The sequence below is a fragment of the Leptospira perolatii genome (assembly GCF_002811875.1).
Taxonomy (GTDB): domain Bacteria; phylum Spirochaetota; class Leptospiria; order Leptospirales; family Leptospiraceae; genus Leptospira_B; species Leptospira_B perolatii.
Genome location: NZ_NPDZ01000015.1, coordinates 1 through 24,606 on the forward strand (window position 1 = coordinate 1; position 24,606 = coordinate 24,606).

The following is a 24,606-nucleotide window of genomic DNA, read 5'->3' on the forward strand; positions in this document are numbered from 1 at the left end:
ATCTTTTCTTTAGTGTTCGAGATCACTACACAATCGAACTCAATTGATTGTAATAATCTCAGCTAATAAAAAATTTAATTTCTCATTCGCAGTTATGTATGTTGTTAAGGATCTTTGCGTTTCCCTAAATCAGAACAAACAAAGGGAATGAAAACATTCCGTTCATCTTGCTTGATTTCGGTTTCGACCGGAACTCAAGAATGGAGCCCACCGGCCTGAAAGACCAAAATACAAAATCGACTGAGCCGGTCAAACTGTTTTTAGACAAATTTTCAGTTTCCTGTTCTATTTCTACTTTTGTCACGTATATATGCGACATAATACTATAATCTTCGACCAAGCCACGGGGGAATCCACCGAGTGATACGAGCGAAAACAAGTCCCAGGAAACCCGCCGACAGAATATAACATTATATAATATTAATAAACCAAATCAGAATACAAAATCGACCCGAATTGCAAAACGCAAATGCCAAATGTAAACTTGAGTAGAGGCGGCAAAGCCCTTACTTGCGCCAGAAGATATGAGAAAAATTCTTGTGGGAGTTTCGCTTAAGTGCATTCTGACCAAAACCCCTACCGATGAAACTGCACCGATCCCTTAATCTATATGATTCTATCTCATTGATGTTTAGCTCGATGGTGGGGCCGGGCGTTTTTATAACAACTGGCTATATTTTAAGCCAAACTCCGAATCCAAACATTGTTTTATTCTGCTGGATCCTTGGAGGATTGCTCGCTGTTGCCGGAGCCATGAGCTATGCAAAGTCCGCGAGTATCTTTCCTTATGCGGGGGGAGATTATGTTTATTTAAAGGAGGCCTACTCTCCTTTGGTTGCCTTCGCGAGCGGATGGCTTTCTTTGTCTGTGAATTTTTCGGCTTCGATTTCTCTCTCCGCAATTGCTTTTTCGAAGACCTTCTTCTCTTTGATCGATCCTTCTTTGGATTATTACTTTTTAGAATGGAAATTCTTAGGAATTAACTTTTCAGTTGGAACCGCCCAACTGCTCGGTATGGGTGCAATTCTTTCGTTTACGATCGTGAATTACTTCGGGATCAGCATCGCCTCGAGGATCCAAAATTTTTTCACTACGATTAAGATACTTGGACTGGTGGCATTCGTAGTCCTGGGACTCACGATTGGGAATTATAGCCTGGACCATTTTCAATCCTTCTCGGTATTACCGAGCGATACGAGCGCATGGAAATATGTACTTGCTGGCGTAATTCCGGTTACCTTTTCTTATCTTGGCTGGAACATGATTACATATGTGGCTGAGGAAGTTCGAGATCCCGAAAAGAACATCTACAAAGCAGTCTTTGTTTCCTGCACATTGGTGACGCTCCTTTATGTTCTAATTAACTTTCTTTATTTGAGTTCCGCTCCCAGCTCCATGCTTGCCGGAGATGCACAGATTGGGGTGACCGCGGCGGGCTTTCTTTTCGGCAAGAAAGCGACTCTATTTGTGACAGCGTTTATTTGCTGGGTGTTCATGGGCGGTATTTCGGCCTATATCATCGGCGGCTCTAGAATCTACTTTGCGATGGCAAGAGACGGCTACTTCTTTAAAAGCATGTCCAAACTCCATAGCAAGCACAAGAGCCCTTACATGTCCCTTGCTTTTCAATGTGCCTACGCTTGTTTGTTTTCTTTGGTAAAAGATATCGAATCTTTGCTCTACTTGATCACTTGTTCGACTTTGCTTCTCGCTACGATTACCGCCTACACTCCGATTCTTTTCGAAAAAAGACATTTAAGAACTAAATTCCGAATTCCGGGATATCCGTATTCCACATTTATATACATAATTTCTAATATAGTTATCATCGCGGCCCTGCTCTGGAGCAAACCGGCAGAGGCTCTTTGGGGATTCGGATTTACTTTGTTAGCGGTTCCTCTCTACTACTATTTCAAAAGGACCAAGAGAGCTTCCACTCACGAAGCTCCAAAAATGGAACCCTATATTTCTTCTTTGGAAAGAGTTCCTACCAGTCTTCTCCCCGAGAACGAGCCGGTCCCTGTAGCAAGCGCGGATATACTCTAAGAACTTGCGATCTTTTTTTGGAGCAAAATCCCGCTTTCGGATTCATAGATTGCTGGGTATTTGCTCTTTATTCTTTCTACTTTCCAAGTGCATTCTTTACGAGATTAGAATCGAGGGACTTTCAAGAGAGGACATCCTACTTTTAGGAAGAATCGGGGCAGTCTTTGGACTTTTTTCGTTTTTCACTGGCGGCGGTCTCGGAAAATTCTTATCCGACAAACGAAGCAAGATTGCAGAAGTTCACACGATCTTGATGTTAGCTGGGTTAATATTGCAAACTCCCTCATTGGGGGAAGATTCGCAAAACTACATTACAATTTTCTTATCCTGGATAGGAATGGTTCTACTTTTGAGCGGTTGGATGTACGGCAGGAGAGTATTCGATCGATTTCCTTTTCGCAGAAAACCGGAATCGGTTAAGAATTGAGAACAGGTTCTCTTGGAGCTCGAAGTTCCTCTACGAATCCGTTGGAGCTGAACATGCTTCTGAAATCGTTAAATCTAATTCCATATTTTCGGAGTGCAGGCTTGACGAAGGGCGAGACAGCTTGCCTTATATAAAAAGGCTGATTGACCACGAAGTGGTGAATCCCGTGGGTAGAACCGAAATTAAAGCAAAATAGATGCAACGGTAAAATGATCCAAGAATCCAATACCTGTGTTTGTCTGTACAAGTTTCCGATATCTCCATAGTAGTGCATATTAGAGGATACGACTTGGATTGCGGTCTGTCGGATCCAGCTCGGAATCATATATACTATGGCTGCAATATTTAGAAATTCATGATATTCCTTGATCCAACCTCTTTCCTCAAAAGGCAAATTGAAAAGCCAGACCAAAAAAGAAAATAGACTTAGAGCTAAAAAACTATACCACAATAGCAGATAAACTTCTCGTATGATCCCGATTCGGTGAGGAGCCTGAATCTTTTTTAAATTTTCCGCAGAATCACGAGCAATTTTAGGTCCCTGTATTGCCAAAGCCATGACAGGGTCCACCATGGTCAGTATTCTTCTCCAGCCAAATGGCATTCCGTTCCCGATAAATCTTTCTTCGACGTCCTCCTTATTTCCAGAGACCTTGTGATGCAGAAGATGGATTTCCTTTCTGAACCAAGAGTTAACTACGTTTAGGCGAAATAGCCAAACGATCCAAAAGAGAAAGTTCTGGATTTTAGGACTTTTTTTATAATACAGATTATGAATTAAGTCATGCTCCATTTCGTGAAGCAAAGATGCAAATATCGCATTTCCGAAAATACAAATCCAAGCAGATATCCATCCTAAAATGTAGGAGGTCCCCAGAAGAATCATCCCAAAAGCAGAGCCAAGCGCGATACACATTCCGATACTGTCTTGGTATTGAAGGATACGATACTTCCTACGAAGTCTTTTATCAGCGTATCGAATCCAGCGTATGATTCGCTTCGTCTTTTCTTCTTCCGTCAAGTTCAGTTTGTTTTTGCCCAGATTCATTTCTCTCAAGATGCCAGAAGCAATGTTGGTCCGTACCGCTTTTAGATACGGAAGCAAACTTAAATATACACTAAGTCTCCTAGTTTGTCGTTCGATTCTATAAAAAGAAATCTAGAATGGATCCTGTTTTTTTTATGCTTTGAATTCTACTTTTAGAGAGGACTGCTTAAATTTTGCTAAACGATGTTCTTTTTTAATGCCCTTTTTTGAATAAAACGGTCAAAGATTCTCAATTCTTTCAAAATATATGAAGCAATACTAGGCTATATTCAAATTTATACGAGACAATATGAAACCTTTTAGCTGGAATCGTTTGTTACAACAGTGTGTGTGATTTAAGGTGTGAAGATTTCATTGATCGTGAAATAGAACTTTAAGTAGAATTCTTCATGGAAAACGAACTGCAGAAGCTAAAGATGAAAAACACATTATTTATTTGGAGAAGTCATGTGTTGTTTGTTTCTTATGAGGAGACGAACGCTTTTCATCAACACTACTCCTTATCAATCGTTCTCTCTGTGGACCAACCCGCAAAACTATTCCTCCCGAATGAAGAAACCTTGGATTATTCAGGCGTACTGATTCCACCAAACTATTTCCATAAGCACGAAGCAAAAGGAACCCACCTGTTTATCCTACAAATCGATCCGCATTCCCCCCTACTAAAAGGGCATTTCGGTATTTTGGAACAAGAAGTGGTTCGATTCGACGCGAATCTAATACCGAATCTTAGAGGAACCGCGGAGAAAATCATTAACGACGATGCTTCCTGCGAGGAAGCGCTCTTTCTTTGCGAATCGATGATTCAAGCCGCTTCTCAGTCCATCGGAGATATGAATTCTTCTAAACAAATCGATCCCAGAATTTTATCCGCATTAAAATATCTGCAATCTTTAGAAGATCTTAACGAGGACATGTCATTGAACTACTTAGCTGGAATGGCCCAGCTTTCAGAGGACAGGTTCAGGCACTTGTTTAAAGAAAACTTAAGTATTTCGATTCGCAGATACATTCTGAACCTAAGAGTAAGAAGGACCGCGCTCCTTTTTTACCGAGGAATGAATATGACCCAAGCGGCGCGCAAGGCTGGATTTGCCGATTCGGCACATTTCAGTCGTACTTTTCGAGAAGTCTATGGCCATAGTCCCTCTGCAGTTTTGAAAAATAAGAAAAGAATCAAAGTCAGATTCTGCGAGGAGCTCTGAGGCGCAGTCTTAGAACTTCTGAAATTTCCCTTGAAAGATCCAATTAGATCAGAATATATTATGGAAGTATAAACTTTTCCCACTCTTCCACGTTTCTTGATGCAACACTCTGTTTAAATAGATGTTCGGAATTGTCTTCGAATTTGAGTCGATTCCAGTTTGCTACCTTTCTTTCGGCGATATTCATCCCGGAGATCGCTACTTCCCGCAGTTCAGAGTACGAAGTATACAATCCGTCCAATACACCTGTTGAATTTGCATCCTGGCTTGCGTTTGCCCTGGACTGAAATTTTTGTAGGAACTCTGTTCTCAAAGATTCTATTTCTATATTCTTCCCTTCTTTAGAAAGCTTTTGAACATTCGCTCCCTCAAATAGATCGAAAGCAGAGGAAGCACCCATCACTCCTAACGTAGAGTTTTCCTGAGCATAATAAGAAACTCCCGGTCTCAGGAAGCCGCTGAACGCATGTATTTGCCGTCCTCCGTAATTCTGCCTGAGAACAATTGAAACGACCGGAATGCTTGAGAGCACATTCACGTCCAGAGATTCTCCTCCAATCTGCTGGATTCGTAGTCTTTCCTGTTTTGTTCCAGGTACAAAACCGGGTGCATCGGATAGCATTAGCAATGGTAGATTTCTTCTGGAAAGGAACTCCATAAACACTCGAAATTTTTCCGTACCCTGCGCGTCTGGTGCCTCGCCTAACATTGGTTGGTCGGCGATAATTCCAACAGTCTTTCCGTTTAAGCGCCCTAGTCCGGTTAACAGGCTAGTCCCAGCATCGTTTTTGTGAAATTCCAAAAAGGAATCTCTGTCCAGTATGAACTTTATCACTTCTCTCATATCATAGGTCCGTGTAGACTCAGGAGGGATTTCGGGAGCAAAAGTATTATATTCAAAATTTTGAATATTTTTTTCTCCTAAAAGATAAAAAAGTTCAGATGCAATAGAGAAAGCCTCTTCTTCGGTTTCTACTGCGAAAGTTGCCCCTTTTTCTATCTCCGTGATTTGATTGTCGGATCTTTTTTTACGAATAAGTATCCAGGCATCTCCAGTCTCGTATAACTCTGGCAAACGAAACCCTTCCGGATGTTTGAGTATATGAACAATCGGATTCGGAAACGTATGCAATTGGTTTTGAAAATCTTTCCGTGCTCTTAATTCTTCCGCGCCAACCAAATGAGTACTTCGAAACCACTTGGATCCGTATACAAGCAAAATTCCGGCTCCAGTTTTTCTCGCAATCTGGACCGATTCTTTTGCTTTGATCAAAGAGGAGAAGGAGTGAAACCCATGCTGCGTCCGCGGCCCAAGTATCAAAACTGGACTTAAGCCTAGATTAGAAATGCCAGAAACCAAGGACCCCGAACCGGAGTATGTTTCTTTGATCGGAAGGAACTCCTTCGAATACGCTCGAAGAGTGGATTCCGAAATCACATTGTCTTTTTCATCCTTTTGAAGTTTTCGAGGTAAGTGCCAATTTCCATTCGTTCGTGCAAAAACATTTTGAATCCTCTTGATAAATGAGAGTAGTTCAATTTTATCTTGGGCGACTAAATCTACTGTGCCTGTCCCTCTTCCCATTACCTTTGCTCCACCAATCTCATAGTTGGTGAATTTTTCTCCTGTCACAGACTCGATGACTGTCGCGCCAGTTAGTACTCTGTAAGATTGCTCCTCGTCCAAAAGAATCTGCAAAGACGCCTGAGAAGAACCGTATACGTCCAGACCGGTCGAAGAACCGACTCCTACTGCCACCACAAAACAGGACTTAGGTTTTTGTCCTCGAACATACGAAGTAAACTCGAACCTAGGATCGGCTTCGAGGCTACTTATGATTTCAATCAGCTTAGGATCGTTATGCGAATAGATCGCTGCCTTGAACTCTTCGGCACTGACTCGGTTAGAAAGCAGTGCGTTCATAAAGAAGCCCTCTGCGGCGCGATTGAGAGAAACCATTCCTTCCTTTATATTGGCCCCTGCTCCATCGTTCCATACATAGAAAGGGATATCTTTTCTGTATGCGATGTAGGATGCCGCGATGTATTTTTGTCCTTCTAAGTCCCCTGTAGCACCGCCGGCGACTCTGGAATCTTTTAAGAAAAAGAGAGCTTCCTTTCCGTCTATTTCGCCTAGGTATATTTTGGCTCCTACTCGAATGTTTTTCTTTTCGCTGGAAGTAGTTCCTTCCACTTCAAAATCTATTCCAGGGATCGTGATTTCTGCTGCGGCCCCGATGTCGAAGGCTTCTTCCACCCAGCGTTCTACCGGCCATTTCCCTTTTGCATACAACTTAGAATCGTTTACCTCTTTCTCTTTCGTATAAGGAAATCTAATATCGTTGGCCCCAATCAAATCGATTCGTAGTTTTCCTTCTCGAAAAAAGAAGGAATATGTTTTATTCACAATTTGAGATCGATTTATAGGTTTGAAATTCGCAGTCAGCAACAAGGAAGAATATCTAGCATCCAAAAAGAATCGGATGACCGAAGAAGCTGACCTCATAATTTGTTCATAATTATTTTCGAATGTAACAATCTGTATATCTAAGTTCCCTTCGTTAGAATCCTCTACCATAAGCTCGAGTCGAAGAGAATCAACCGAGCAGAGTTTCAAGGCTCCCTGTAAAAGCGCTGCGGACTCGATGCAATATTCTTCCAGCGGATAAAAATGGCTATCCCAGCTTGCAGACTCCTTTACTAGCTTTAGTAATTCGCGAGGTAGAACTTTGATTAAGAGATACTCAGAGGTATCTTCATATTCCAACAGATACATATACCCTGACTGGATAGGACAAGATAACCTTCTAACTTTTCCCTTTTCCGACCAATAATGAATTCTCTTTTCGATTTCCTTTGTGACAGTGGAACCCAACTTTTGCGGCAGCAAATCTGTTTCTTCTTGGAAAGAACGGAGAAAGTCTGCTGCTGCACTCTTTTGGTCTTTCAATCCCAGCAAGGACCAAGGGTCTTTTGAAAATCGAACATACGAAGAAAGGTGTCTTCTAGAGATTGTAGGAACTCCTTCCGGCGAAGGCCCAGATACTCTCCGGCGAGAAGATAGGTTTTGCCGAATGATCCCTTCCATTTTCGGCTCTCTTTCCCTCTCCTCCAGAGCCAATAGTTGATGAAGTACAAAATCCCAAGAGCGAACCTTTGGAGCCAAGTGAACAAATTTTTCCAAAACCTTGGCCAACAGATCCATCCCTTCCCGTAAATTTCTGTAAGCACAAAGGAGAAATGCAAATGCATGCGCCTGTTCCTTTTTGTGCAGACTAGGATTCCAATCCCCCACTTTGTAATAGGAAAAAGCTCTAGATAAAAGTTTAGAAGTAGGTAGAATGGGTCTTAAAGATTCATGATCCCATTCTGCTAAAAGTCTTTGCAATTCCCCAAAGTGAGAATGTGAAGACCCAAAATCAGATGAGAATAGCCTGCGAAGCAATACGGAAAACCTGACTGTTTGCAAAAGGAAATCTTCCCACTTTGCTTTTTCCTCCGTGCTTTCTTCGAGCCGTGAAACTTCGATATGGTTTAGCAAATAAGTAAGTTTTGCCCGGGTTTCTTTCCCTTGCGAAAATCCCAGAATCCAAGAACAAAGCAACTCTCTTAATTCGGAAGCATGAGCCACCAACAAATAGCGTGCCTTTTCCTCGAAGAAAGGATTAACTTTCTTTAATATATCTACAGGAATCTCCTGCCAAATCGAATACAGTGCTTCTGAATAGTTTGCTTCATTGCGGTCGACAAAATCAGAAGATGCAACATTTGAATTCATCACTGGTTCCTGCTTTTCCGTTTGATTCGGAATCGAATCTCCGGAAACCTGCGCGAGAATTTCGCCTTCTGCAAAGCTACGCCCCAGTATGAATCCTGAGGGGCTCTTACCTCGAATTAACTTTTCTTCTTCTCCGTGTTCCGCTAAATATTCCAATTTTCCATTAGAAGGTGATCTCAAAAGAGTTTCCATTTTCATAGCTGAGATCACTAGAATAGGATCCCCTTTTCGAATCGCTTCACCTTCTTTCCACGATTTTCCAGTTTGCGGATTCTCGCAGAATTTTACAAACGTGCCTTGAAAAGGAGATCTCAGTACGGAGTCGTTTTTAATCCGACTTAGTGAATTTTCCTTTTCAATTTTCAAACGAGCATAACGCAACTTTCCGAAGGAATCACTGAATCGAATCGAATAAAAGTTAGGCCTGCAGTCTATCCGAACAGAAACGAATCTTCCTTTCGTTTTCACAAGGAACTCCCTTCCATCTTCTGATGGCCGGCTTACTCGTATTTTGCGAGAGCCGATTCCATCTCCAAAAACTAAAAACTCTTCGATTCCAATTCTTATTACTAAAATGGAATATACCTTTTCATTAACATATATAGAATATCTACAAGGAGATTCTTCGGATTCTTCCGAATAAAGCAATTTCGGAAGATCCCTTTCTCGAAACGTCTCTGCGGCCATGTTTCCTGCTTCACGAATCGTTTCCGAAACACAGGCATACACGATCGCTTCACTAGATAAGCTATAATCAGAGGTCACCAGTTGCGGATTATCATCTAACAACCGATTGTCGTAATCTCCGCTTCTAAAAATCGAATCTCTGACAATCTGAAGGAGCTGCTCTATGTTTGTAGTAATTCCACGGATATAAAGTTCGCTCAGTGCTCTCTCCATCCGCATAAGGGCTTCTCCCCGATCCTTTCCTTTGGCGATTAACTTGCCCACCATTGGGTCATACTCACCTAAAATTAAATCGCCCCTCTTGAACCCAAAATCGGATCGTACCCCGTTAAACGTGGGTAATTCGATCTCTTGAATTCTACCGGGAGATGGAGAGTAATTTTGAAAAGGATCCTCCGCGTAAATTCTGCACTGGATTGAATGTGATTTTTCCGCGAATCTTTGTTTTAATACTGTGGAATACTGGATTTCATTCTCTCTTCCATCAAAGAGAAAGATCTGCCATTTGACCAAATCGATTCCAAGAGATTGATCGGTTACAGGGTACTCAACTTGCAGACGAGTATTCATTTCTAAAAAGCCAAATTTCTGCTGCTCTCTATCGAATAAAAATTCTACAGTACCTGCTCCGCAAGCATCGGAATAGCCGGAAACATCTGCAATTTTCTCTGCCGAAGAAAGCAATTGAAGTTGAGTTCGAACATCCAGAAATGTCTCCCCTGACTCTTCGATAATCTTTTGATTCCTTCTTTGAACCGCGCATTTTCGAATTCCGACGGCGGTTCCATTAAAAATTTGAACTTCAAAATGTGCAGGTCTCTCGACGTATTTTTCTAAATAGAAAGTTCCATTGCCGTAGGAAGTCTTACCAATCCTTACTGCACTTTGTATAGAGTCGCCTAACTCCTGTTTGGAGCGAACAACTAGCATTCCCTTGCCACCACCGCCGGCGTCTAACTTTATCATCACTGGATATCCGATTCTTTCGGCTTCATTGTGTGCTTCTTTAGAATCTTCGCTTAAGGGCCCAGATGCTTCGAAAAGCGGAATTCCATTAGCAGCCGCAAGACGACGGGCATCCAATTTGTTACCGACTCTTTTCATTACTGAAGATTTCGGTCCCATAAAAATGATTTCAGTATTGTACAATTCTGCGGCCCATTTGAGCGTATCTACAAATCGAAAGTCTTCGGAAAGAAAGCCGTAACCAGGATAAACTGCATTCGAACCTGTTTCCAAGACTGCAGCGGTCAGAATCTTCGCATTTGTATAATTGCCTGCTTCACCTATATAAACTACCTCATCTGCGAATTCGAACCAAGATTGCCCCTTATCCGGATCAGCAACCACAGCTACCGTAGGAATTCCCTCTTCATGCAAAGCCAAAAAGAATCTTTTTGCGATCTCACCTCGATTTGCTACTAGGACTTTCTGAAGTCTTCCACTTCTCACCTTTTGGCTTGTATATTCTTTGGTCCAGGCAAGATTCTTTTTACGCAATTCCGCAATACACTTTTCCATCTCATCACGAGAGAATTCCTGCTCTATTTTTTCCGCCGTAGCTATGCCCAGATGGTTATTCATAAAATTTTCCTAATATTCAATTAAAGCATAAGCGATCGCATAATCGCCCGAGTGACTAAGGCTGAGCTGTGAACCTGAGAAATTTAGTTTTCTTAAATATTCTGATAGCTCACCATAAAATCTGTAAAAAGGACGACCGAACTCATCGTTACGAATCTCTATCTCAGGATAGGAGATTTTCAACTCGGGCGGGAGGTGCAGCCTTGGACCATCCAGAGCCTTTACGAAAGCTTCCTTCGCGGCAAATCTCCCCGAGTAAAACAAAGCTCTTTGAGAAAAAGGCTTTCGGAATGCGATACTTCTCTCTACTTCGGTAAAAGTTTTCTCGAAAAAACTGCTCGCAGAGTCTTCTAAGAATCGTTGAAATTCCATCACGTACACCAAGTCCACTCCTAGCGAATACTTCACAAACAAACCTATCAATTAACGATTTTTTAATTTTGTTCTGAAAGTATCGTCTAGTAGAGCCGTTTCCTCATCCACATCTCCAAACGGAAACTCACTCTTTCGCTCGAACATCTTCGCAATTCCGAGTCTATTTTCGTGATATCGATTCAAGGAACTGATTTCTCGTTCAGATCTTTTCTCCAAATAGAGTTCTCTTTCTTCATTCGATAATAGCGCGAGGAAAAAGTTAGAATGAAGAAGCAGGCAAAGCACCCCTACATGACCAAAACCTAATGTAGTCAGCAAGCCTGCCTTCCACTCATGCGATCCGAAAGAAATCGATTCGTCGCTAAAAGCGATATGAGAATACGAATTCATATCTGGATCCACGTCGAATAAATTACGATTTCCTGATAGAATCCCATCTTCGAGTGCCTGCAAAAGACCGATCGCTTGCCAAACCGCCGCACCGCCTTTCGAATGTCCTGTAAAAGATTTTTGCGAAACGACTGGGAGAAGGTTTCCTGGAGTTCTGCCTAATTTTTTTACGATCGAATTCAGTAATCGATTTTCGTTCTTATCGTTTGCTTTTGTAGATGTATCATGCTTGTAGGCTATGTTTATATCGTCAGCAGTGAGCCCAAACTTTCCCAAAACGGTTCGGAGCGGAGACTTACTAGCTGAAGATTCAGACGCAAGCGATAGTAGGCCGAGACCAGGTGCTGGTATGGAAGCTTGAATTCCATCCGTTCTAGATGCCGAAAGACCTAACACTCCGTAGACGGGCAAACCCAGTTCAAAGGCAAGATCCCCTCGTGCTAAAAGAAGAATTCCGCCACCTTGCGATTCCAAAAACCCATTTCTTCTGATATCGTTCGGTCTACAGATTTCGGAGGGAGCAATTCCTTGTGAAAGCATTTCTTCCGAATCAGCGGTTGCATTCATGTCTCCGAATCCAACCATGCTTTCTTTTGCTAGATCGTCGAAAGCGCCGGATATCATGAATTTTGCTTTCCCGGAAAGTATAAGGTCAAACGCGAGTTCTAGAGAAACGCCACCGGTCGCGCAAGCGGCCACAGGAGTTTGCAGAGGACCATATGCACCAGAATAGGTGGTGATCGCCCATGCGCTTGTTACATTGATTAAAGTTTCTTGAAGTACGTCGAGTTGTCGTTCGTTGTTTTGCTCAAAATCCTGGAATACTCTTTGCAACTTCTTCATTCCACCCATCCCGGAGCCTACCGTGGATCCGACCTGGCTAGGGTGAATTGATTGAAAGAGTTCAAGGGGGTCCAATCCTGCTCGAAGATATGCCTCACATGTGCAGTAGAGATTATAGATTGTAATCGGATCGACTTGGCGGATCAGTTCTTTTGAAATTCCATACCTTTCCGGATCCCATCCAGAAGGAATCTGCCCTGCGACCTTGCGTCTAATTCCAACTGCTTTACGAACCTTTAATACTGATCCTTTCTTCCTTTTTACGAACCATTTTTCTGAGTCCGGATTTTTGTAAATTTCGGTGAACTTAAGATCGGCTTTTTGGAACTCTTCCGCCTCTTCTCGATTTACTACTGGAAAGTAAAAATCTTCCTCCAGGACCACATCCACGAAAACGCCCAAAGCACTCGGATCAAATCCTGTTGAGTCTAAATCAATAACGCGTATTCCAGAATTATTTATTATTTTTTCTTCATATTTAGATTTTATTTCCCACTCTTGAACGATCTCTCCACTCTCGGAGTCCACCCAAACCTTCCCCTGATCACTCGGCTGAAAGCGAATGTAACCCATCATCCAGGCAAATTCCAAACACGCTTCAATCGATAATTGCCCGTCTTTCTCTAATTCCCAGCGTGTGAAGGAGCTCCCACCTGGACCTATTTCAGCGAAACCTACAATGCAAACTATAGAGGAGATATCAGAATGTTCCGCTGTTTTATACCTTTGCAGCTCTGTATTCGAAGGAACTCTAGGAAGCCTGAATGCCTGCTTTGGCAGAGGAGAAATCATAAAGTCAGAATTCAGTTCAAGAGATTCTGAATTTACTTTTGTCAGAATTTCTTTGACTTCTCTTTTTTGTTTTGCCTCTTTCATCAAACCGGATCTGAGTTCGCTTAATCTGCTGCTTAAGTCCTTCACATGGCCGAGTCCACCGGTCAGATCTGCTTTGAGAACTTCAAACTCTGAATCTTTCAATGATAGAGCTGCAAGGCCAGTAAGTAGGATGCCCATTTCGATTCTGGAAAAAGTTTTTACTCCCAGATTTTCCTCTAATCCAGGTGCCACTAGATCGTTTGCCTCCATTAGTCCCGTTCCCCTTACCCATCCGATCACGCATCCGATAATTCTTACTTTCTCTCCCCAATCGGCCGCTTCGGAGAATTTTTTCCGGAAGAGAGTCTCTAAGCCTAACTTGGTTTCCGCGTACATTCCATCTCTGCCGAAAATACCATGGTTCGGTGATAGAGGAAGCAGCACGTTCAGAGGATTTTCAGAGAGTAAATTCTTTCGACGCTTTCCTAACTCTCCGATCAACTTCTGCACTCCGACTAACATGACTCTTAGGGAAGTCATTGATGTGTCGTCTAACGCAGAAACAAAATTTTCCTCAGCTACCGCAGCAAACGGTAGCAGAAAATCAGGACTCCATTTCTCCAAATCTAGCCAGTCGGATAAAAATCGAATATCCGCAAAAGAGCCGGGAGAGAAAGGAACCACGGTTAGCGCGGCTTCCTTTCCTGCGAAATCCCTGTACAAATTCTTGTATAAGCGAATTCTTTTCGAATTATAAGAAGTAGTGGTGACAATCACTTCCGCTCCGCCGGACAAAAACGCCTTTGCGACCTCCCAAGCAATTGAGTTTGGCCCTGTGCCTATAATTAAGACTTTCTTCCCTGAAAACGAAACTCCAGACCGATAGATATCTATTATTATTTTAGAATATTCTTCCTGAATTCTTTTTGAATCAGAAAAGCTCGCTCCAAAATCTTGAGATGTAAAGAGAAAAGAATACTTGGAGAGGTTAGAAACAGAGCTATCACGAACTGTTTCTTCATAATACTTCCAATTTCCCTCCTGTCCTAGTTCAATTCTCGGCTTAAGAAAAGCACTCTCGGGCTTAAAGACTGGGTTGTGAGATCCCACTTCCAAAATCGAGTTCTTTGCTCTAAGGAACTCATCGCGAGCATTCGTTTTTTGATTTTCGCCTTTGTTATCCAAACTTCCCAATTTGGAACTTTCAAATTCCAGAATCTGAAGTAGCTCCTCGGAAGAATGATTTTTCAGGTAATCTAAATCTTTCTCTGAAATTTTGGAAACTTCTCCTCTAAGAATGGCCGCTTTGAGGAGTAGGATTCTCTTTTTGGCCCATTGCCAAGAGTTTCTAAAAGAAACGATTTTCTTTTTGTCAAATAGAGAAACAACCGGATCTTCTATCCGAACCACTCTGCCTTCTTCCACTTGAGAAAGATCCTTTACCAAAAACTCCGCGAAAGGATCCTCTCCTAGAATTCTTCTTCTAAAATCTTTTATAGTCTTAGAAAAAAGACCTTCGATACCGAAGTATTTTTTCTCAAGCTCCTCAAGCGCCGCAGCATCTACAGTAGGTCCTCCGTGGCCTGAACTATGCTCACTACGCTTAGGAATCAGGACCCCGTTTGCAGACGCATAGGAATCTACCACCTTTTCCAACCAGGTCGCGGCTTCTTTTGCTCCGCCTAATCTAGTAGCAAGACCATGTTGACTCAGTTTTCCTTTTCGAACTGAATCACCTTCTCTGAGCGCCAGAGTAACACTCAAGCTAACCGAAAATATTCCCTCTTCGTTTAACAATCGCTCCTCTTTTAAGTGTTTAAATATCTCGGCTCTTCCGAAGTCTGGCGGAAAGAATTTCCGGATACTTTCGTCGAAAGCGGTCCGAAGATAAGGTCCGGGTTGTTGGTAAGAAGATTGTTCTTCCAAAATCTTCACCAGTTCCTTGATCGGTTTATCCTGCCCACCTTCCAAATTTGTTGTTTTGAATTCAGTGGCGATATCGGCAAGTGCCTGATTTCTTTTGGATGAATTTCCTCCAAAAATTTCATCTATGGTTTCCGTATCGGAAATTTCCTCAGTTCTAATCCCAGCCTTTAAGGCGAGCACCGTCCTTAAAGCTTCACTTTTCTGGAAGTGGATCAAAGGAGCAGAAAGAGATTCCGTTTTTGCAAACACCGGTTTGGATCCATTCACAAAAACGGAATTTGTCGGAGATCCATTCGATGGATCTGGAGATTTAACTGTGAAACTATCATCACTATTTACATTTTCCGAAGTTTCCGAGATTTGAACCGATTTCCATTCAGCTGGCGACACATCATCTAATTCACAGAAAACGCTCTGGCGATTTTCTTCTACATGTAAGATCTGAAATTGAGCTGAGTCTTTGTGCTCTTTTAAAGTCTGCCTGGCCATTCCCGCCAAATCCCCGCGCGCGCCTACATCGATCATCCTTCGTACATTCAATTTTTCGAATATAACATCCTGAGTCTGGATCCAGCGGACAGGCATAGCTAACTGGTAGGCGAGAAGTTCTATGAGAATTTTCCTGCGAATACCGTTAAAATTGAATTCTGATAGATTCTTTTTAAGGATATCCTGCAAAATATGACTTCCTGAGATTTTCAAAGCTTCTTGCAAGAACTCCGTAGTGACCTCAAACGGTAACGCGACCAAATTTGGAATGTAATTTCCATCGAGTTGACCCAAAGGTAAATCCATCGGAATATTCTTTTCCAGAATTTTACGGAAATCCGAAACACCCCCGACCAGTACCCTCGAGTGGAACGGAACATCGATCCCTTCCAATCGAATCGTGGTTTTTTTCCCGCGAACAAATTCCTTAAAGCGTCTTTCCATCATCTCAAGAGCTTTCAAATCCCCTGTGACAGAATATTGCTTATCCCGAATATTATAATTTACTACTTCTAGAGGAAGATTGGTCTCCCTTTGGCAAGAATCCACGATTTCTAGAATTTTTCCTTCGTTGAGACCTACATGCCTATTTCCAAGCACTACGCTCATTCCGTAGGAACTCCTACCTTCGGAATCCCTGGGAACTAAATTTTGCATGGTCAACCCTCGGTTATAAACGATGGTGATCACGTTTTCCATTCGAATGAATTGCCTTGCAGACAGGGCAGAAAATTCTCCCAAGGAATGCCCCGCAAAGGCAGAATTCGGCACAAGGTGCCCTCGCTTTTCCAAGATTGCCCAATCGGCCAAAGACTTTGTGACTAAAGCTACTTGTGTAAACTGTGTTAGGTGAAGCACTCCTTTAGGATGATTCCACTCCTTTCCCTTCACGTGAATAGAGGTCGGATTTTTCCGAACGATCTCTAAAAGCGAGAATCCTAAGTTTCTAGTCGTGGTTTCTTCTGCCCGGTTCCAGACCTCTTTCGCTTCTGGAAATTCTTCCAGGAAACTCATTCCCATTCCCTGGGATTGAGACCCTTGTCCAGTGAACACATAACCGGTCTTAGGCGGAGTCACACATGCCCTTCCACGTAATTTAGTTTCGCCTTGAATCGACTCCAATCTAAACTCTAGAATTTTGTTTCCGGTCTTTTGCGAAACATGGAAGACTTCCAAGCGAAGCTCTTCGCCTAGGCTTACTGGCGCTTCAAAAGTTTCTTCCAACCAAATCAGTCTAGACGAATCCCCGTCACAAACCTTTCTTTTTATACCGTTAACGACCTGGGAGGATGTCCAAAGTCCGTGTACGATTTCTTTCTTCCATCCACCAAGGTTGGCAAAAATTTCGTCCGTATGAATCGGATTCGTATCTCCGGAAGCTTTGGAATACGACAACATATGAACCGGAGCAACAAAGACCTCAGATAATATTCTATAAGGCTTTTTTAATCTTATTTCCGGGTCTGATTCTCGCAACACCAGAAACAGGCGATCCAAGGGAGATAGTTCCCCTTTGGGTGCATTTAGTTTTAGAGAAAAACTTCCGAATGTGCGTGATTCATTGTTTTTGCTAAAAGTAATTTCTCCGGCTATCGAACCTTCTGATCGGCTCGAGTTTAGCGAACTTATTACTTCTTCCCCTACGAAATGGATCAATGTACCGATTTCTAGAGGTTCTGCACTTTCAGTTTTCGTTATCCAAGGAATTTCCTGTAAGGCTAAAATTTCGGATTCGCTCGAAATCGAAAAAGTCCTGTCTATTTTTTTTCGACCGAACTCGACGTTTGCCAGATATCCTCGAACCAGAAAGCCGGTTTCAAACGAAGATATAGTTTCTTTGTCTTTGTACAATTCTCCGGTGATAAAAATTGCAGTTGAATCCCCGATTTTAGTTACTTTAGAAATTTTTGATGCTGCGACAATTTTATCTTTTGGCCTTAGTCTGCTATAGCCGGATTCCCAACGGAAGGATTGCGACAAATGAAGTAGTTTAAATAGATCTATGTCTTCAAAGGCAAACAAGGGAGAAAGAATACTTTTCCACGCAAAGACAGCGCCCATCGAAAGCGAAGGCTGGGTTAGCTCTTGGCTATTCAAATCTTTTCTGAAAAAATCTCTTATAGATTTAAGATATTCTAAAACGTCATTTGTTTCAATAGTCTCTTCGAATACCCATTCTTTGTTGAAAACATCTTCCTTTTTCGCACCATTGATCCCGTAATTATTCGCCTTCCTTAAACCCCAAACCTCCGCGTAAAAGGATCGGATTGATTCTCCTCTTGCTTTTAGATTCTCCCTAAATAATGAATCCAGAGTTTCTCCGGAAAAAAATCTCCTTTTAAATGGGACCTCTTGTCCAGTTTTAGGATTCCTGAAAAACAAAAGCAGTTCTGCTTTCTCCGCCTCGAATAATCTCAGTTTGGCGACATTTCTGTTAACGGAATGCACATCGAGCTGAACCAGTTCTCCTTGAGCACCTATTTCCCAAGAATATGTTCTTGTAGATTCCGGACTAAAAATGTTCGGCAAATCAGAAGGAATTCCTTCGATTATATTTGTCCTCAATAAAGAGGAAAGAAAGCCGCCGCCTCGTTCAGCCAACCAATCGATCCAGGCTTTTTTCTCCTTCTGAGAAATTGATTCGATTGAAGTTTGCACCATCGGGATCGCTTCTCCCACATTCTCCTTTTCAAGTAGATTGACTTCAAATGGTAAGAATAGATTCGCCTTCTTGGGAATTTCCGACCAAAGATCGATCGTTTTTGGTGAATGTTTATCTAAGTCTACTCCTTGCAAAAAGTCAGATAGGATCTTAGTCACAGGCTCATTCAAGGCCGTAATTCCGGTTAAAGCTTTCGGCCCCGGAATCCAGGCACAGGAATCAGGATCGATACCTACACAGTGCGAGTACCAGAGGGAATCTGATCGAATCCATTTCGTCAGATCCTCATCTAGAACCGGAATAAAATTCACCGGCTTTCCTGCACGACGGCAAACTTCCAAAAAGAAAACTCGATCTTCGGGAAGTAGTAACATTTTTTCGGCTTGAGGATGCTTCTCTTTCCAAATCGACAGAAATCTTTTCGAATCGGACAATACATTCTTGTTTTCTAATATAATTTTTTCTGCAGGAGCCTGATGAAAAGTTACCCTGGCCTCAAATCGATAAATCAGTTCCTCCAAGCGAGAGCGATAGCTTTTATCGATAAAGGGTTGGTCAGGCCAATCACCTTCAGGAGAAAGTAGCCTGTCCTCGGGACAGACGAGATAAAAAAACCTTTCCAGAACCTGCGTGTAGGTCATGCGAGTCAAATCGCCGAAATAAGGTTTCGCAGTTTTGTTAATCAATAACAAAATATCATTCTTTTTTTCTAATATATTCTTTCTAGCATCTTCCGGAGATTTCCCTTTTGTAAGCGATTCGGCAAGCTCTGAAAGCCTTGTCCACGTATTGGAAGCATAATAAATGTCAGCACCCAGTCCGGATTTTCCCGAAATTACACCGCCAACATCCTTGCCATCCTGGGTCTTCTTCCATTCCAAGGCTCCGCTTCGCTCAACTAACTGCTGCTTAATGCTTTCGGCGGTTTTGCATTCTTTGGCAGCCATAAGTCTAGTTCCAAGGAAAACGGCGTCCACTGGCATGAAACAATCCGCTTCCCAAGAACCTTTCAGCCAATGAGCAGCTTCCTCTGGGCTCGAAATTCCGCCGCCTACAGCAAGGATTATGTTTTTTCTATCACGTATATCTGAATAAGTTGCGCGAACTAGATCTTCTAGAGCTTCCCAACTATGATGGCCTCCCGCTGCTCCACCTTCGATCTGCATCATAAAAGTAATTTCGGGAATTAGTTTAGATATTTCTAATACTTGGCGAATCTGCGAAATCGTACCCGGCTTAAAGGAGTTCAACCAGATTCCCATCGAATTGAATTCAACTAAAAGACGAGCTGCCTCCTCCGGTTCAGGGATTCCGGCGGATATCGTAATTCCTTCGATAGGAGCTCCTTCGGCCTTTAATCTTTTCACTAAGGGCACATGCAGATTCCAAAGATATGCATCCAAATAAAGTAGATTGATTACAATGCCTTTCCCTTCCGGCAATTCTTTGGAGATTTGATCCAATCGTTTCCGGAACAGCTCCTCGGTAACTTGTCCTCCGCCTGCTAGTTCTACAATATAGCCTTCTTTGGCCGCCGAGATTACAATATCAGGCTCCACCGTGGAAGGCGTCATTCCTCCACCAAACACTGGCGCTCTTCCTGTCCACCTTGAGTAAGAGTTCCATAGGAAGCGGTTCCCGTTCTGCAATTTAATCCATCTCGGGGCATACTCTTCCCAAGAAAGCGTAAACTCCGGTTTACTTTTTTTGAATGAACGAAACCTTGCAGTTTGGGTCAAGTTCTGAATCGAGTAATAGCCTCCTTGTAAAAGAGAGGAACTCAGTTTTTCTACGGAATCCCCGGGTCCAAAGGTGAGAAGTATTTTTCTCTCTCCGGACTTGAGCATTGAATCTAAGGCCGCACCCCATTCCAGGCCGTCGGAAACAACCATGGATGAAAAAACTAGTGCTAAGTTTCCTGCTTGAAAGCGAAGATCGCCCCCATCCTTTGTACTATATAAAGGAATCGTAAACTCTCCACCAGTTGGAGAAAATCCAATCTCATCAAAAATAACTTTCAGTTTCTCAGGAATGCCCAGGAGAAACGGAGAATGAAATGGAACAGAGACCCTCAAAAAACTCCAGCTTTGAATCCCTTGAAATCCTGACTGTGAAAGAAAATGTCGGAACTCGAGTAATGCCTCGGGAGAACCGCAATAAACCGAGTCTTTCGGACCATTGCGCAGTCCAAGGAAAACGCTATCTTGCTCACGTCTTCCTGAATTAAATTCTTTTAATGCATCCTCTAGATATTCGCCATCCCCTGAACGAATGTGAGCCATCGGAGAAAGAGTTTCTCCTTCAGAAGCGTACTTATTCAAAAAGTCCGGATCAATCTCTAAGAAAGGAAATCTTTTCTGCGACTCTGCTGCTAACAAAAATAACGCGACAAAAGTAGTGTTAAATTTTTCTAAAAAAGAATTTCTATCTTCACATGCAGATAATAAAATTCCGGCAAATACACCTTGAGAATGTCCGTAAATTCCAGAAGTTCTTTCTCGTAAAAGGTTCCAATCCTTAGGATCTCGGAAAAAGCGATAAAGATTGGCGGCCTGGGCCGCAAAGATTAAAGGAACACTATAAGTGCTTCTACTTACCAAAGTTAAGCGTGGAACCGAATCCGGATTCAATAGCCAAGAACGTAAATCAAAACCTTCAGGAAACAATAGTTCAAACGATTCTTGATCTAAGTAACTGAGTGAAGTTTCTACCGAGCGAAATAGCTCCAAGAAAAATGGACTGTGCTCGCCCTCCTCTTCAAAGAAGGAAGAAAGTTCTGTCCAAACATCTGCACCTTGTCCGCCAAATAGCACGCAGATTTTAGAATCGACATAGCCAGAATCAAAAACGGGAGGAACTTCACTTTCAACATACTGTAGATTCTCGCCCAACTCTTTCGCCTTCATATTCACACACCACCCAGCAACAAAAAACTTTTTCGATTAAGATTTCAGTAACAACTGCTCTTTCAAACGGTTAGCCTGAGATTATCCTCACCTCTTTGCCAAGTATTTTTTGTTTGTTTTCGTTTTTCTAGATGTAACGAACGATTGTTTGTTATATTTTCTTAATATTCCTTGAAAGAAACGGCTAAATATTTCTACTCTTAGCCGTTTCTTTCAAAATAAATTAACAAGATTGATATGAAATGCCGAAAAAGAAACAGTTTCACAAAGCTTGAAAATAAAGATTTATGACAGTGCCTCTCATTACGAAATCATTTTGTAATTGTTTTGTATAGATTAGAATCGAGTCGCATGTAAGCATTTTACACTTTTTGGATCAAAGTAGAGAAATCATGGCACAGCAAAAATATCCATACTTCAATCAAAGATATTATATTATATTTTTTTAAATCTATAAGAACGAACTTCAAAATACCTCACCTTCTTTTTTTCGGAATCCTCCCCACAAAAGCGATTCCGAACCCTGTTAAAAATAAAAGAAATATTGTTGAAGAATCGCTCCAGATACCGAGCGTGTATCTTACTTCGAGGAACTTATGGATTTTAATTTAAGCAGAGATGAACAAATGTTTATCGAATCTTTTCACGACTTTTGCAAAAGGGAGATTTTTCCCTTTGCCGAGGAATCTGATCGTAAGAAGGAAATCCCTCGCTCCCACTTTTCAAAACTCGGTAAATCAGGATATATCGGATTGATGCATGAAGAGGAATTCGGAGGACAAAATGGAGGAGCTCTCCTAAGCACCCTGGCAATGGAGGTAATATCCGAATATTGCGGAAGCACCTTTTTCAGCGTCGGAGCGTCCGGCGGATTATTTGGACTTCCAATCAAGCATTTTGGGAACTCGGAGCAAAAAAGGCGATACTTACCCGAAATTATTTCCGGTGAGAAAATAGGCTGCCTAGCGGTCACAGAGCCAGAGAGCGGATCGGACGTATCCTCCATTAAGACGGTCGCAAGAAAGATGGGGAAAGACAGATATTATCTTTCTGGGCAAAAGACTTATATCACGAATGCACCTAACGCAGATTATTCGTTGGTATTAGCGCGTGCGATTGATGAAACAGGAAGCGAAAAAGGCCTGACTCATTTTATTGTTCCATTGGACTCCAAAGGAATAAGTAGGTCGAATCCTATGGATAAAATGGGGCTCCGGGGATCTCCTACAGGAGCATTATTCTTCGATTCTGTGGAAGTTTCGGAGGAGAATGTACTTGGAAAAATCGGAAAGGGATTCAGGCAAACCATGCAAACTTTTAATGCGGAAAGACTTTCTTTAGCCGCCTATTCCTTAGGAGTAATGAGGGCTTGCTTGCAAGATTCGAAATCATTTGCAAGAACAAGAAAAAGTTTTGGAAAATCCATCTATCAACACCAGGGCGTAGCATTTATGTTAGCTGAAATTTACACGAAATTGGAAGCTTCTAAATGGATGACCTACAATGTGGCATGGGAGACCGAGGAATTAGAAAAAGAGGGAAAAGGAAATATGAAGCTCGCCGGAAAATGCGCGGCTTGCAAATTCTTCACTACCACTTCGGCCAGGGAAGCGACCAATCTTGCGGTACAAATACACGGCGGTGCAGGATTCATGGATGAGTATAGAGTATCCCGTCTATACCGCGATATTCGCTTGGGGGAAATTGGAGGAGGAACCAGCGAAATTCAAAAATTGATCATTTCCGGAAGTTTAATGAAATAAACCGAATACACCCGGTTCGGTTTACTAAATAAGTGAACTAATTTCTAATTCAATCACTGAGGACGGTCGCTCGAACTCGAGCGGACGTATTTCCTAGTTTTTCCTCAAGATAATGATGAATCTCTGGATCGTTATCCTCGATCAGCTGCCAGAACGAGAATCCTCTTATATTATATTTTTCTAAAATTTTCATCTTTGACTCAAAGGATGCGCGATTCATATAAAACGCTACCCTGTCACAGCCACCCATGCGGTACCATAGAGAAGGATCCTCGTAGACCTTTCCTTCGTGTCTGTATAAAAATGGTCTCAAAAAGACCCAATCCGAAATCTTTCCCTGTGTTTTATATATTTCTAATACGTCAGTAGGTTGCTCCTGACGGGGAGACATTCGATCTTTTATCCATTGCGCGCGAGAAAAATAGACAGCTTTTGAATCCACATCACAATTCAAAGGCCAGTCGTAGCCGTACGTCGGAATCGCCATGTAAAGCTTCTCATTCGGAATACGTTTTACTGCATATTCTAGTATTTTTTCTATCCACCAATTCGGTGCTTGAGGCCCCGGCCCTGGAAAGCCATTCTTACGCGGGTGTAATTCGTAGGCCATAATTTTGACTTTATCCGCAGTCTTCCCCAAAAAATCGTAGTCATGGGTTAATTGCCCTCTGTAAGTTTCGTAAAAATCGACATCGATTTTCCGCTTTAGGCCGGAACAACTATACTTGGATTTTTCTTCCACTCCTGTTTTTGGATGGATCGATACGGACAATATCTTACTTTTCTTATGTAGTTCCGCTTTTAAGAGAGTTAAGAACTCTTCATACGCTTCCTTTTTTTCGCAAGTCATCCCTTCGTAGTCTATATCGATACCGTCGTATCCATACTTGTCAATTTCTTGCAAAATGGTTTGAATATGAAAATCTCTTATATTTGTGTTTCCGTTCAGTCCGATCGCATCCGAAACTTTTTCAAAATCATTTTCCCATCGAAAAATCGTAGGTATAATTTTGGTATTCGGAGAGACCAACCTAAACCAAAGCATTCTTTCTCCGATCTCTTCCGGAGTCCAAACTGATAGAATTTTGCCGGAGTTCCTTCTTCCACCTTCCAGAGTATAGAGAAATGGGTGAAGTTCGTCATAGAGGCGTATATACTGTAAAATCGCGAAAAAATCCTGGGACCAAGTAGATGCGAGCAACCTCCGAGGCTCATTAGAAACCTGATTGGACTCTTGATTGGAAAGCTTCCTCGGTCGAAAATCTCCGAGCCAATCCACTAAAGCTAGGATTAGAAATCCTATGACGATTGCCGTAAGAATCAGAAAGAATTTTCTGTAACGTTTTGTCAGTTCCAAGATGATTTCCAGATTTTAAAGGGATTCCCCGCTAGCAAGAGATTAGTAGGCCTTTTTGAAATATTTCTCAACATAGCAATGAGGCCTCTTGCCTCACTATTGCTCGAACTTTCTTTTTTTAGCATTCGTTTTCTAACGATCCACACAAAACAGCTTCTTTATAAATTCAGAAAAAAAGGGAGATCCTTGTCCTATTTCCGGCAAAGGGATAGTCAATGTTCTCATACTAGTATAGTATCTTTTACCGAAAAATTCATCTTCAAGATCACACTAAAGTTAGCTTTTGCGAAACGATAAAAAGTAG

The 24,606-nt window shown here is 42.1% G+C and carries 9 protein-coding genes; 4 read left to right on the forward strand and 5 right to left on the reverse strand.

What is annotated here, in order from left to right; genetic code table 11:
• Positions 1 to 582 precede the first annotated feature (582 nt).
• Positions 583 to 2,046, forward strand: coding sequence for an APC family permease (locus CH373_RS16525; protein ID WP_100714891.1), 1,464 nt, complete (start codon positions 583 to 585; stop codon positions 2,044 to 2,046).
• 49 nt (positions 2,047 to 2,095) lie between these two features.
• Positions 2,096 to 2,473, forward strand: coding sequence for a hypothetical protein (locus CH373_RS16530; protein WP_243393450.1), 378 nt, complete (start codon positions 2,096 to 2,098; stop codon positions 2,471 to 2,473).
• On the opposite strand, the gene CH373_RS16535 is transcribed toward CH373_RS16530, so the two are convergent.
• Entirely contained in the window at positions 2,463 to 3,521 is a 1,059-nt protein-coding gene (locus tag CH373_RS16535; RefSeq protein ID WP_100714936.1) for a fatty acid desaturase, read from the reverse strand. The genes CH373_RS16530 and CH373_RS16535 overlap by 11 nt on opposite strands.
• A gap of 416 nt (positions 3,522 to 3,937) precedes the next feature.
• Between CH373_RS16535 and CH373_RS16540 the strand changes: the two genes are divergently transcribed.
• On the forward strand, positions 3,938 to 4,726 hold the full coding sequence (locus CH373_RS16540) for an AraC family transcriptional regulator (protein ID WP_165778862.1): 789 nt from the start codon (positions 3,938 to 3,940) through the stop codon (positions 4,724 to 4,726).
• A gap of 58 nt (positions 4,727 to 4,784) precedes the next feature.
• On the opposite strand, the gene CH373_RS16545 is transcribed toward CH373_RS16540, so the two are convergent.
• Genes CH373_RS16545 through CH373_RS16555 form a run of 3 tightly spaced genes read right to left on the reverse strand, consistent with a single transcriptional unit; the run spans position 4,785 to position 21,182 of the window.
• A complete protein-coding gene (locus CH373_RS16545) occupies positions 4,785 to 10,775 on the reverse strand; it encodes a carboxyl transferase domain-containing protein (RefSeq protein ID WP_100714894.1) in 5,991 nt (1,996 codons plus the stop codon).
• Between the two features lie 9 nt (positions 10,776 to 10,784).
• Complete coding sequence (locus tag CH373_RS16550; protein WP_243393451.1) at positions 10,785 to 11,183, reverse strand: holo-ACP synthase; 399 nt, start codon at positions 11,181 to 11,183, stop codon at positions 10,785 to 10,787.
• A 15-nt stretch (positions 11,184 to 11,198) separates the two neighbouring features.
• A complete protein-coding gene (locus CH373_RS16555) occupies positions 11,199 to 21,182 on the reverse strand; it encodes a type I polyketide synthase (RefSeq protein WP_100714895.1) in 9,984 nt (3,327 codons plus the stop codon).
• Between the two features lie 596 nt (positions 21,183 to 21,778).
• Here CH373_RS16555 and CH373_RS16560 point away from each other — a divergent pair.
• Positions 21,779 to 22,945 (forward strand): acyl-CoA dehydrogenase family protein, encoded by a 1,167-nt coding sequence (locus CH373_RS16560; protein ID WP_100714896.1) that lies wholly within the window; start codon positions 21,779 to 21,781, stop codon positions 22,943 to 22,945.
• Between the two features lie 49 nt (positions 22,946 to 22,994).
• On the opposite strand, the gene CH373_RS16565 is transcribed toward CH373_RS16560, so the two are convergent.
• Positions 22,995 to 24,296: a glycosyl hydrolase family 18 protein gene (locus CH373_RS16565; protein ID WP_423789801.1), complete on the reverse strand. Its 1,302-nt coding sequence runs from the start codon at positions 24,294 to 24,296 to the stop codon at positions 22,995 to 22,997.
• Positions 24,297 to 24,606: the final 310 nt, after the last annotated feature.